The organism is Actinacidiphila glaucinigra, assembly GCF_900188405.1.
Lineage (GTDB): Bacteria > Actinomycetota > Actinomycetes > Streptomycetales > Streptomycetaceae > Actinacidiphila > Actinacidiphila glaucinigra.
Genome location: NZ_FZOF01000052.1, coordinates 19,793 through 30,403 on the forward strand (window position 1 = coordinate 19,793; position 10,611 = coordinate 30,403).

Sequence of the window (10,611 nt, forward strand, 5' to 3'; positions counted from 1 at the left end):
CGGGAGCGGTCACGGCGCAGTTGTCCCCGGCCGCGGCGGCGGGCCCACCCCGGCCGCGGAGGCGCGGCTCGGGCCAGGTAAGAACGTGCCGTGACGTTCGCACTCTCCGCCCCCCGGCGGCCCTGATGCCCTCGCTCGACCCGGCGCAGTGGGCCGTGGCGCTGCTCGCCCTCTTCCTCGTCGGCTACTCCAAGACCGGGGTGTCCGGCGCCGGGACGGTGGGGGTGGCGCTGTTCGCGCTGGTCCTGCCGGCCAAGCTGTCCACCGGCGTGCTGCTGCCCCTGCTGCTCGTCGGCGACGTGGTGGCCGTGGCCGCCTACCGCCGGCACGCCGACTGGGGCCGGCTGGTCCGGCTCTTCCCGTGGGTCGTGGTCGGGGTGCTGCTGGGCGCCGTGGTCGTCGACCTGGTGGACGACACGCGGATGCGCGAACTCATCGGGGCACTGCTGCTGTCGATGCTCGCCGTCCACTGGTGGAGCCGGCGCCGGGGCCCGGACGACCCGTTCGCCCAGCACAGGGCCGTCGCCGCGGGCGCCGGGATCCTGGCGGGCTTCGCCACGATGACGGCCAACGCGGCGGGCCCGATCATGGCGCTCTACTTCCTGGCCGTGGGGCTGCCCATGCTGGGCTTCCTCGGCACCAGCGCCTGGTTCTTCCTGCTGCTCAACGCCTTCAAGGTGCCCTTCAGCGTCGCCCTGGGGCTGATCACGCCCGACACCCTCCTCTTCGGGGCGATGGCCGCCCCGGCGGTGCTCGCGGGGGCCGTCGCCGGCCGCGCGACCATCAGCCGTATCAGCCCGAAGGTCTTCGAGCGCGTCACGGTCGCCCTGACCCTGCTCGCGGCGATACGGCTCGTCACCCTCTGACCGTGGCAGGGGCGTACGACGGGGGCGGGGAAGGGGTGCGGCGCGTCAGGCGACGATCGCGGTGATCAGCCGCCGGCAGCGCTCCGCCATCTCCTGCGCGGACTCGCCGGGATGGTGGATCCACCAGGTGACCAGGGTGCTGACGGTGCCGGTCCACAGGTGCTTGAGCGCGTCGGAGTCCAGCGGGTCGGCGATCCCGCGGGCGGCGAGGAACTCCGCGCTGCCCGCGGCCGCCAGAACGTCGATGGCGGCACGGTGGCGCTCGGCCGCCTCGCGCAGCGCACCCGCGGCGGGCAGGGTCCGGTCGTACAGCACGAACCAGGCGTGGCGCCGCCCCTCCAGCGTGGTGAAGATCGCGCCGAGCACGGAGAGCGGCGTCCCCAGCGAGGTCACGCCGGGCGCCAGCGCGGCGGTGAGCGCGCGGGTCAGCGAGCCGGCGACCCGCTCCAGGGCCGCGGCGTACAGCGCGTCCTTGGACCCGAAGTACTGGTACAGCAGCGGCTTGGTGACCCCGACCCGCTCGGCGATGGCCGCCATCGACGCGCCGCCGTAGCCGCGCCGGCCGAACTCCTCGACGGCCGCGGTGAGCAATTGCTCCTCGCGCTCGGCGCGGGGTACGCCCTTGGTCCCGGCGGTCCGGGTTCGCGTGCTCGCCACGTCCGTGATTGTAGGCAGTGAACTGACCTCGGGGTCAGTTCACCCTCCCCAACAATGTGACCCGTTGGTAATTTACTACCCGGTCATATCGCAGCGAGGCGAGGGGCGGGACACACATGACGCACGCCGGAACACGCTCGTGGTGGGGATGGGGCACCGTCGAGCACGCGGTGCGCGGCGCCGAACGCACCGCGCTGACCGGCCGGGTGGCCGGACTGCTCCCGGACGCCGACCTCACCGTCCACCTCCCCCCGGACGTCGCCTCCCTCGCCCTGTCGCCCGTACGCGTCACGGCGCCGCGGTCACTGGCCCACCTGTGCTCCGCCACCCCGTACGACCGCGCCGCGCACACCCACGGCAAGGCCTTCCGGGACGTCGTCCGCAACCTCCACGGCGACCTGCGCCACGCCCCCGACCTCGTCGCCCGCCCCCGCACCGAGCAGGACGTCGCCGACCTGCTCGACTGGTGCACCCGCGAGGGGATCGCCGTCATCCCCTTCGGCGGCGGCAGTTCCGTTGTCGGCGGCGTGGAACCCCGCCTCGCCGACGGCTGCCCGGCGCTGACCCTCGACACGGGGCATCTCGACCGCGTCCTGGAGGTGGATCCCGTGAGCCGGTCCGCCCGCATCCAGGCCGGCGTGCTCGGCCCGCACCTCGAGGACCAGTTGCGGCCCTCCGGGCTGACGCTGCGCCACTTCCCGCAGTCGTTCGAGTACTCCACCCTCGGCGGCTGGCTGGCCACCCGGGCGGGCGGCCACTACGCCACCCTCTACACCCACATCGACGACCTCACGCAGGCGCTGCGCGTCGTCACGCCGTCCGGGACCGGCGAGTCCAGGCGGCTGCCCGCCTCGGGCGCGGGGCCGTCGCCCGACCGGATGTTCCTCGGCTCCGAGGGAACCCTCGGGGTCATCACCGAAGCCTGGATGCGCCTGCAGCGACGCCCCCGGTGGCGGGCGAACGCCTCCGTCCACTTCGCCGACTTCACCGCCGCCGTCGCGGCCACCCGCGCCCTGGCCCAGTCCGGGCTCCACCCGTCCAACTGCCGCCTGCTGGACCCCGCCGAGGCGCTGGTCAACGCGGGCGTCACCACCGGCGGCAGCGTCCTGATCCTGGCCTTCGAGTCGGCCGACCACCCGCTGGGGCCCTGGATGGACCGGGCCCTGGAACTGTGCCGCGACCACGGCGGCCACCTGCCCGCGCCGGCCCGCCACACCCACACGGGGGCGGACGGTGCCGACGAGGCGGGCGGCGGCGCCGGGGCGGACCGATCCTGGCGTTCGTCCTTCCTGCGCATGCCCTACCAGCGCGACGCGCTGGCCCAGCAGTCCCTGGTCGTGGAGACCTTCGAGACCGCCTGCACCTGGGACCGCTTCGAGGAACTCCACGCGGCGGTCACCCACGCCGCGAACGAGGCGATCCGCACGGTCTGCGGCACGGGCGTCGTCACCTGCCGCTTCACCCACGTCCACCCCGACGGGCCCGCCCCGTACTTCGGGATCTACGCCGCGGGACGCTGGGGCAGCACGGTGGCCCAGTGGGACGACATCAAGGCCGCCGTCTGCCAGGCCATCGCCGACCACGGCGGCACGATCACCCACCACCACGCGGTCGGCCGCGACCACCGCCCCTGGTACGACACCCAGCGCCCCGGCCCGTTCGCCGCCGCCCTCACCGCCGCCAAGTCCGCCCTCGACCCGGCGGGCATCCTCAACCCGGGCGTCCTGCTGCCCGCGGGCTGACGGCGCGGGCCGCCGAACGCAGCACTCCCCAGGCCACGGGGGGAGACCTGGGGAGTGTGCGGAGATCATCGTCCCTCGAACGGCCGTACGTCAAGTCGGAGGCGGGGAAGGGCTGTTGGGCCGCATCGGGTACAGCGTCCGACGCGGGGGCGGTGATCACCGGACCGGGCAGGATTGATACGGTCCAGGTTGCCGGGGGACGGCAACGACGTGTGCCTGGAGGGGAGACGGGAGCATGGGGGGCGTGCCGGGGGAAGAGCTCGAGGCGTACGCGCGGATGCTGGGCGAGGTCTCCGCGACGGGCCGGCGACTGCGACGGGACGAACTCGACGCGCTCCGCGGGTCCGGTGAACGCGCGGGCGGCGGGGGGAACGGACTGCGCGGCCTCATCGGCGCGTATCTGGCGGCGACCCGCGACGCGTGGAGCACGCTGCGGGGCGTGGCGGCCGCCGACACCGCCACGGAGGTGCAGCGGGCCGGTGAGGCGGTGCTGACCGCCCTGGACGCCGCGGTGCTCGCGCTCGGGGAGGGCCACCAGCGCGCCCAGCGGCTTCTGGTCCGCCAGGACGAGGCGGCCCGCGGGGAGTTCGTCGACGACCTGCTGTACGGACGCAGCGACCCGGGACGGCTCGCCGAGCGCGCCGAGCGGTTCGGGCTGCGGCTGGGCCGCGGGCACGCGGTGGCGGTGGCGCGCGGCGAGGACGCGTACGAGGACAGCCAGCCCGTGGTGCGGCGCGTCGAGCGGGAACTGGTGGGCCGCTTCGGCCACCGCGACGTATTGGTGGCCGGCAAGGACGGCCGGCTGGTGTGCATCGCGCCCGGCGGCGAGCGCGCCGTCTTCGAGGCGTTCGCCGACACGGCGCTGCGCCCCGGCCCCGGCTACGGTGCGGCCCGCCGCGTCGCGGTCGGCCGTACCCACTCCGGCACGAGCGGCATCGTGCGCAGTTACGAGGAGGCCCTCGGGGCGCTGGACGTCGCCGACCGGCTGCGCCTGCATCCCCCCGTGCTGCGCGCCGAGGAACTGCTGGTCTTCCCCGTGCTGATGCGGGACCGGGCCGCCATGGCCGACCTCGTCCACAGCGTCCTGGGGCCGCTGGAGCAGGCGCGGGGCGGCGCGGGACCGCTGCTGGAGACCATCACCGCGCACGCCGAGGCCGGGCACGTCAACGCGGAGGCCGCGCGCCGGCTCGGCCTCGGCGTCCGGACGTTCACGTACCGCCTGGAGCGGATCAAGGTGCTGACCGGCTACGACCCCGGCGACCCGCTGCACCGCTACACCCTGGAGACCGCGGCGATGGGCGCGCGCCTGCTCGGCTGGCCCGACCAGCCGCTCTAGTTCCGGTCTGGTTCGGGGCGCCCCGCCGTCAACAGGCCGTCAACAAGGCGTCAACGCTGCCGGGAACCGGCAATGTGTACGGGCCGACCGTCCTGCCATCATCGTCATGGCACCGACAACGGGGCCACCGCACGAAGCGGGGGAGGGCGGGGGCCCTGCCCGTTCGGCTTCGCGCTCGTGAGGCCATCGGGGACCGGGGGAGCGTCCTGATCGGTGGCCTGGACGTCGACGCCCTCGGCGGGGGACACGGGGGCACGGGGGAGAGGGTGTCGACGCCCGTCACGGTGGCTGCGCAGCGGCGGGCTCGCCGACTCCACCTGATGGCGGGGTTCAGCCCGGCGTGCGGGCGGAGGCGCCGGGCCGGGTGTAGGCCTGCCGGGGGGCGAGCGCGTCATGGCCGCCGGCGCAGACGACGACCGCCTCGACGGGTTCGTCGCAGCCGCGGTGGCGGACCTCCAGGGGCGGGCCCTCGGGGTCGGCGGTGTACCGGTCGCCCCACTGCTTGAGGGCGATCATCGCGGGCCACAGGTCCCAGCCCTTGGGCGTGAGCCGGTACTCGTTGCGGGTACGGCTGCCCGGCTCGCGGTACGGGACGGTGTCAAGGATCCCCGCGGCGACCAGCTTGCGCAGCCGGTCCGCCAGCACCGCCTCGGACAGCCCCATGTGCCGGCGGAAGTCGTCGAAGCGGCGTACGCCGTTCATGGCGTCCCGCAGCACCAGCAGCGACCACTTCTCGCCGACGAGGTCGAGGGTCCGCTGCACCGTGCAGTTCTCGGTACTGGTGTCCAGCCAGGTCATGCGGTCATCGTAGGCTGGCTTCGGCATTGACATCCAGATGTGCGGCTGGCTAACTTCGCATGTCAAAGTCAGTTGGTCAGGGAGGGAACGCCCCATGGTGAGGTCGCGCACGTTCGAGTGGGGGGACCCCAAGGTCTCGGCGGCCGCGGTCGGCCGCACCAGCGGTCTGGAGTTCCTGCGCGACGTGCTGGCCGGACGGCTTCCGGCGCCGCCCATCGCCTCGACCCTCGGCTTCACCCTGGAGGAGGTCGAGGAGGGCCGCGCGGTCTTCGCCATGGAACCGGGGGAGGAGCACTACAACCCGATCGGCAGCGTGCACGGCGGTGTCTACGCCACCCTCCTCGACTCGGCCGCCGGCTGCGCCGTGCAGTCCGTCCTCCCGGAGGGCATGGGCTACACCTCGCTCGACCTGAACCTGAAGTTCCTGCGCCCGATCACCGTCGAGACCGGCAAGGTCCGCGCCGTAGGCACCGTCCTCAACCAGGGCCGCCGCACCGCCCTCGCCCAGGCCGAGCTGTTCGACGCCACGGACCGCCTCCTCGCCCACGCGACGAGCAGCTGCATGATCTTCCCCGTCCCCGCGCGCTGAGCGGGTACCGGCCCGGGGGCCGGGGGGAATCGTTTTCCGGCGGAGCGTCGGACGCGATCCCCGCCGTCAGAGCGCCGACGACGCCTGCAGCACGGCGAACAGGTCACGAAGCCCGGCGGAGCCGACCGGATTCATCTCCATGCGGAGGAGGCACGCGTTGTCGTCCCCGTCGGGCGTCAGCGTCGCGCAGAAGGCGTAGCCGTCCTCGACGGGATCGGCAGTGAGCGGCAGCGGATTGTTGCGGCCGGGACTCACCTGCTCCGAGAAGGCCCGGCCGTCGGGGGCGGACAGCCGGGAGAGCATGCGAGCGGCGAAGTCCGCGACCTGATCATACGACCGTCGCCGGGCGCGATGCGTGAGCCGGCCGTGTGCGGCTCCCCGGCGCCGGGGCTCACGCGTCCGGGCGCGCCTCGCGCGCGGCGCCCGCCGACGCCGCCACCACGCACAGCACCGCGATCCACTGCGACCAGTGCAGCGACTCGTGGAGAATGACGAGGCCGATCAGGGCCGCCATCGCCGGTTCGAGGCTCATCAGGATGCCGAACACGCGCGGCGGGATCCTGCGCAGTGCCTCCAGGTCCAGCGAGTACGGGATCACCGAGGACAGCAGCGCCACGCCGAGCCCCGCGAGCAGGACCCACGGCTGGACCAGCGCCGTTCCGCTGTCGGCCACGCCGAACGGCACCGTCACCAGGGCGGCGACGGCCATGCCCAGGGCCAGGCCGTTGCCTTCCGCGGTGCGGCGGCCCAGTGCCGCGCCGACGAGGATGTACAGGCCCCAGCAGGTTCCCGCCGCGAGGGCCAACAGGAGGCCGGCAGGGTCGAGTTCGCCGCGTCCCTCCATCAGCAGGACCACGCCGCCTGCCGCGAGCAGGGCCCAGAAGGCGTCCAGCCAGCGCCTAGACCCGGCCAGCGCCACCGTCAGCGGCCCGAGGAACTCGACGGTCACCGCGATCCCCAGCGGGATCCGGGCCAGCGACAGGTAGAAGCACAGGTTCATCAGACCGAGCGTCACGCCGTAGCCGAGCACCACCGTCCACGTGCGACGGTCCATGCGCAGGGAGGGCCGCCAGAACAGCGTCAGCACCGCCGCCGCGAAGAAGAGCCGCAACGCGACCGTGCCGAAGCTGCCGACCTCGCTGAACAGGTGCTTGGCCAGGGCCGATCCCACCTGGACGCTGACGATGCCGAGCAGCACCAGCGCCGTGGGCGGGATCGCGCCGTAGGCGCGCCCGGCCTGCGCGGTCAGTGAGGGGCGGGGATGCCGGCCCCGTTCGGTGCCGTCGGCGTTCATGGTGGCCACGCGTGGATTGTCGGTTACCGGGCGCCGCGCGGCACATGGTTTTCCGGCGCCGCCGGGTCGCGGAGGCCGACCGCGTCGTGCCGCCAGAACGGCTCGGCGTAGACGAGGGTGCCGGTCATCCAGGGTTCGTACGCGGGGAGCGTCATCGCCTGGAAGGCCGCGTCGGGGATGCGCAGGGACGGTTTGCGGAAGCCGTGGTCACCGCCGGGCAGGAACCCGAGGCGCGAGTAGTAGGCGGGATCGCCCTCGACGAAGACGACGGGGACCGCCCGCCCGGCGAGGGTCCGCAGGCCGTGCCGGACCAACGCGGCGCCGACGCCGGTCCTTTGGCGCTCGGGCAGGACGGCCAGCGGGCTGAGCACCTGCACGTCGACCAGCCGCCGCGGGGCGTCGAGCAGGCCGCGGGTGAACATGACGTGCCCGACGACCCGGTCGTCGTGCTCGGCGACCAGCGAGAGCCCGTCCACGGGCGTGACGCTCCCGCGGAGGGTGTCCACCAGGTCGGCCACGACCCGCCCGTGGCCGCCGAACGCCCGCAGGTGGACGTCCCGCACCGACTCGGCGTCGCCCGGAAGCTCTTCGCGAAGGTCCATGGCCGGAGCGTAGGTTCCCTTCCCGGCCCGCGCACACGGTTTCCGGGGCCGGCCCGGCCGCCGGCCCGGGCCGCCCCGGCGACTGCCCCCTCAATCGACCTGTCGGCGCGCCCGCTTCACCTCCCGGTGGACGGCCCAGGCGTCGGCGACCGGGCCGAGGTGGCCCAGCTTGTCGGGGTTGAGCACCGAGCGGACGGCCTGGACCCTTCCGTCGAGCACGTCGAGGGCGAGGGTGTGCAGGACCCTGCCGTCCCGGTCGCGGAAGATCGCCCCGGGCTGGCCGTTGACCTCGCGCGGCTCGAACGTCACGTCGACCCGGCTCAGCATGGGGAAGAGAGCGCCGAGCACCCGGGCCACGTTCTCCGCGCCCACGACGGCCCGCGCCAGCTGCGGCGCCTTGCCACCGCCGTCCCCGACGAGCTGCACGTCGGCGGCGAGCAGTTCCCGCAGCGCGTCGACGTCGCCGTCCTTCAGCGCGTCGAAGAACCGCTGCGCGAGCTCCTGCCGTGCCCCGCGGTCCGCCGCGAACCGCGGCCGCCCGGCCTCCATGTGCCTGCGCGCCCGGACCACCAGCTGACGGCACGCCGCCTCCGAACGCCCCACCGCCTCGGCGACCTCGCCGAATCCGAAGCCGAACACCTCGCGCAGCACGAACACCGACCGCTCGAGCGGGCTGAGCCGCTCCAGCAGCAGGAGCGCGGCCATCGACACCGAGTCGGCGAGCTCCGCCGACCGCGCCGGATCCTCGTACGGGTCGCTCAGCAACGGCTCGGGGAACCACGGCCCGACGTACTCCTCCCGCCGCACCCGCGCGGAGCGCAGCACGTCGATCGAGACGCGTGTCACCGCCGCCGACAGGAACGCCTTCGTCGACACCGGCCGGGTCGCCGAGGCGTCGAAGCGCAGCCACGTCTCCTGCACCGCGTCCTCGGCCTCGCCCACGCTGCCCAGGATCCGGTACGCGATCGAGAACAGCAGCGGCCGCAGCTCCTCGAAGTCCTCCACCTTGCTCACGCCGGCTCCCCTTCCCCCGGTCCCGGTCAGTGGAACCGGCTGGGCTCGTAGTCACCCGCCGGCTGGCGGGTGATGACGTTCAGCCGGTTCACCGCGTTCATGAAGGAGACCAGGAGGACCAGGGCGGTCAGCTGCTCGCCGTCGAAGTGCCGGGTGGCGCGCGCCCACACCTCGTCGTGGACCCCGGCGCCCGCGTCCGCGATCCGGGTGCCCTCCTCCGCCAATTCCAGCGCGGCACGCTCGGCCTCGGTGAAGACGGCGGTCTCCCGCCATGCCGCGACCAGGTGCAGCCGTACCGCGCTCTCGCCCGCGGCGGCGGCGTCCTTGGTGTGCATGTCGATGCAGGCGGCGCACCCGTTGATCTGGCTGACCCTCAGCGCCACGAGTTCCTGCGTCGCGGCGGGCAGGGACGACTCCTTGAAGGCCCTGCCCACCGCCATGAAGTGCTTGAGGGCCTTGCCCGCGGTCGGGTCGGCGAAGTAGTCCAGTCGCGCGTCCATGGTGTGCTCCTCAGGTGTCGTGCCCGGCGTCCGTGGTCGTCCACGCACTCACCCCCTGGGACGAGACAGCCCGCGGCCCAGTGACACGGCCCTGTGTGAGCTGCGTCTCGAAGCTGAGTAGCCGTACTCATGCGCCCCCGTGCCGCACCTCGCGACCCTGGTGGGCATGACAGACCTCACCGTCCCCGTCCGGCGTGCCGGCCTGCCCGTGGCGGCCGCCGCCTTCGCGCTCGCAGCCCTGGTGGTGTCCGGGATCCAGCCCCGTGACCGCGGCACATGGGTGCTGGAGACCTTCTGGATCATGATCGGGCTGCCGCTCGCGGTCGCCCTGCGCCGCAGGTTCCCGCTCACCGGGCTGCTGTGCGCGCTGCTCGCACTGCACGCCCTGGTCCTGTCGGTGGGGGGTCATTACACCTACGCCCAGGTTCCGTTCGGGGAGTGGCTGCGCGACGCCCTGGACCTGTCGCGCAACCCGTACGACCGGATCGGCCACCTCATGCAGGGCTTCGTGCCCGCCGTACTGGTCCGCGAGATCCTCGTCCGCACCTCGCCGCTGCGCGGCAGCAGGTGGCTCGCGCCGCTGACCGTGTGCGCGTGCATGGCCTTCAGCGCGTTCTTCGAACTGCTGGAGTGGTGGGCCGCGTTGATCGGCGGCGACGCCGCGGACGCGTTCCTCGCCACGCAGGGGGACGTCTGGGACACCCAGTGGGACATGTTCTGCGCCCTGGTCGGCTCCGTGCTGGCGCTGCTCCTGCTCGGCAGGGTGCACGACCGGCAGTTGGACGTCCTCGCGCCGCGCGGCGCCGGGTAGCGGGCCGAGGGGCGCGGGGCCGGTTCAGGGGTCGTCGTTCACCGTGTTCTGCCGAGGGGCTTCAGCCCCGGGAGGAATCGGCTCCTGAACGCCTGGGCGTGAAATGCCCAGACCTCGCTGCGCCTCAAGTCGGCCATCATCGGCGGCGATTGTCAGTCCGGCCGAATACGGTACTGGTCGTGGGCGTGAAGATTGTCGTGCAAGCCAAGCTGCTGCCGACCGCCGAGCAGGCGGTCGCGTTGCGGTCGACGCTGCACGCATGCAACGCCGGCGCTGACCGGGCTGCCGAGGTTGCCTTCACCAAGCGGGAGTTTTCGAAGTTCGGCTTGCAGAAGCTCGTCTATGCGGACCTGAAGGCCGCTGGGCTGGGTGCCCAGGCAGCGATACGTACGATCAAGAAGG

At 73.4% G+C, this 10,611-nt stretch carries 12 protein-coding genes and 1 pseudogene; 6 read left to right on the top strand and 7 right to left on the bottom strand.

Features of this window, described 5'->3' with window-relative positions:
• Positions 1–125: 125 nt before the first annotated feature.
• Positions 126–866, top strand: coding sequence for a sulfite exporter TauE/SafE family protein (locus CHF15_RS42375; protein WP_089229291.1), 741 nt, complete (start codon positions 126–128; stop codon positions 864–866).
• A gap of 45 nt (positions 867–911) precedes the next feature.
• Here CHF15_RS42375 and CHF15_RS42380 read toward each other — a convergent pair whose 3' ends face one another.
• Positions 912–1,523: a TetR/AcrR family transcriptional regulator gene (locus tag CHF15_RS42380; protein WP_089229292.1), complete on the bottom strand. Its 612-nt coding sequence runs from the start codon at positions 1,521–1,523 to the stop codon at positions 912–914.
• Positions 1,524–1,639: 116 nt separating this feature from the next.
• Between CHF15_RS42380 and CHF15_RS42385 the strand changes: the two genes are divergently transcribed.
• Positions 1,640–3,265 (top strand): FAD-binding oxidoreductase, encoded by a 1,626-nt coding sequence (locus CHF15_RS42385; protein ID WP_089229293.1) that lies wholly within the window; start codon positions 1,640–1,642, stop codon positions 3,263–3,265.
• A 235-nt stretch (positions 3,266–3,500) separates the two neighbouring features.
• Complete coding sequence (locus tag CHF15_RS42390) at positions 3,501–4,601, top strand: PucR family transcriptional regulator (RefSeq protein ID WP_089229294.1); 1,101 nt, start codon at positions 3,501–3,503, stop codon at positions 4,599–4,601.
• Positions 4,602–4,931: 330 nt separating this feature from the next.
• Here the strand turns inward: CHF15_RS42390 and CHF15_RS42395 are convergent, their stop codons facing one another.
• Positions 4,932–5,399, bottom strand: a complete 468-nt coding sequence (locus CHF15_RS42395; protein ID WP_089229295.1) for a winged helix-turn-helix transcriptional regulator — start codon at positions 5,397–5,399, stop codon at positions 4,932–4,934.
• 94 nt (positions 5,400–5,493) lie between these two features.
• On the opposite strand from CHF15_RS42395, the gene CHF15_RS42400 reads away from it, so the two are divergent.
• Positions 5,494–5,988 (top strand): PaaI family thioesterase, encoded by a 495-nt coding sequence (locus tag CHF15_RS42400; RefSeq protein ID WP_089229296.1) that lies wholly within the window; start codon positions 5,494–5,496, stop codon positions 5,986–5,988.
• A gap of 66 nt (positions 5,989–6,054) precedes the next feature.
• On the opposite strand, the gene CHF15_RS42405 is transcribed toward CHF15_RS42400, so the two are convergent.
• The 5 genes from CHF15_RS42405 to CHF15_RS42425 all read right to left on the bottom strand — a co-directional run bounded on the left by CHF15_RS42405 (position 6,055) and on the right by CHF15_RS42425 (position 9,398).
• Positions 6,055–6,291, bottom strand: a complete 237-nt coding sequence (locus CHF15_RS42405) for a hypothetical protein (protein WP_089229297.1) — start codon at positions 6,289–6,291, stop codon at positions 6,055–6,057.
• Positions 6,292–6,379: 88 nt separating this feature from the next.
• On the bottom strand, positions 6,380–7,282 hold the full coding sequence (locus tag CHF15_RS42410; RefSeq protein WP_089229302.1) for an EamA family transporter: 903 nt from the start codon (positions 7,280–7,282) through the stop codon (positions 6,380–6,382).
• 23 nt (positions 7,283–7,305) lie between these two features.
• Positions 7,306–7,884, bottom strand: a complete 579-nt coding sequence (locus CHF15_RS42415; protein ID WP_089229298.1) for a GNAT family N-acetyltransferase — start codon at positions 7,882–7,884, stop codon at positions 7,306–7,308.
• A gap of 90 nt (positions 7,885–7,974) precedes the next feature.
• The gene (locus CHF15_RS42420) at positions 7,975–8,898 is read right to left on the bottom strand and encodes an RNA polymerase sigma-70 factor (protein ID WP_089229299.1); all 924 of its coding nucleotides are present in this window, start codon (positions 8,896–8,898) and stop codon (positions 7,975–7,977) included.
• Between the two features lie 26 nt (positions 8,899–8,924).
• Positions 8,925–9,398 carry a carboxymuconolactone decarboxylase family protein gene (locus tag CHF15_RS42425; protein WP_089229300.1) on the bottom strand — a complete coding sequence of 158 codons (474 nt, stop codon included), beginning with the start codon at positions 9,396–9,398 and terminating at the stop codon, positions 8,925–8,927.
• A gap of 166 nt (positions 9,399–9,564) precedes the next feature.
• Here CHF15_RS42425 and CHF15_RS42430 point away from each other — a divergent pair, with 166 nt between their 5' ends.
• Together CHF15_RS42430 and CHF15_RS42435 are read left to right on the top strand one after the other, a co-directional pair.
• Positions 9,565–10,209: a DUF2238 domain-containing protein gene (locus CHF15_RS42430; RefSeq protein ID WP_089229303.1), complete on the top strand. Its 645-nt coding sequence runs from the start codon at positions 9,565–9,567 to the stop codon at positions 10,207–10,209.
• Positions 10,210–10,388: 179 nt separating this feature from the next.
• A pseudogene (locus CHF15_RS42435) lies at positions 10,389–10,611 on the top strand (RNA-guided endonuclease TnpB family protein); the annotation flags it as partial.

What these genes read in the sequence shown, in the direction of transcription:
- CHF15_RS42375 (WP_089229291.1), top strand. Translation starts at nt 126, where the DNA reads ATGCCCTCGCTCGACCCGGCGCAGTGGGCCGTGGCGCTGCTCGCCCTC.
- CHF15_RS42385 (WP_089229293.1), top strand. Translation starts at nt 1,640, where the DNA reads ATGACGCACGCCGGAACACGCTCGTGGTGGGGATGGGGCACCGTCGAG.
- CHF15_RS42390 (WP_089229294.1), top strand. Translation starts at nt 3,501, where the DNA reads ATGGGGGGCGTGCCGGGGGAAGAGCTCGAGGCGTACGCGCGGATGCTG.
- CHF15_RS42395 (WP_089229295.1), bottom strand. Translation starts at nt 5,399, where the DNA reads ATGACCTGGCTGGACACCAGTACCGAGAACTGCACGGTGCAGCGGACC.
- CHF15_RS42400 (WP_089229296.1), top strand. Translation starts at nt 5,494, where the DNA reads ATGGTGAGGTCGCGCACGTTCGAGTGGGGGGACCCCAAGGTCTCGGCG.
- CHF15_RS42405 (WP_089229297.1), bottom strand. Translation starts at nt 6,291, where the DNA reads ATGCTCTCCCGGCTGTCCGCCCCCGACGGCCGGGCCTTCTCGGAGCAG.
- CHF15_RS42410 (WP_089229302.1), bottom strand. Translation starts at nt 7,282, where the DNA reads ATGAACGCCGACGGCACCGAACGGGGCCGGCATCCCCGCCCCTCACTG.
- CHF15_RS42415 (WP_089229298.1), bottom strand. Translation starts at nt 7,884, where the DNA reads ATGGACCTTCGCGAAGAGCTTCCGGGCGACGCCGAGTCGGTGCGGGAC.
- CHF15_RS42425 (WP_089229300.1), bottom strand. Translation starts at nt 9,398, where the DNA reads ATGGACGCGCGACTGGACTACTTCGCCGACCCGACCGCGGGCAAGGCC.
- CHF15_RS42430 (WP_089229303.1), top strand. Translation starts at nt 9,565, where the DNA reads ATGACAGACCTCACCGTCCCCGTCCGGCGTGCCGGCCTGCCCGTGGCG.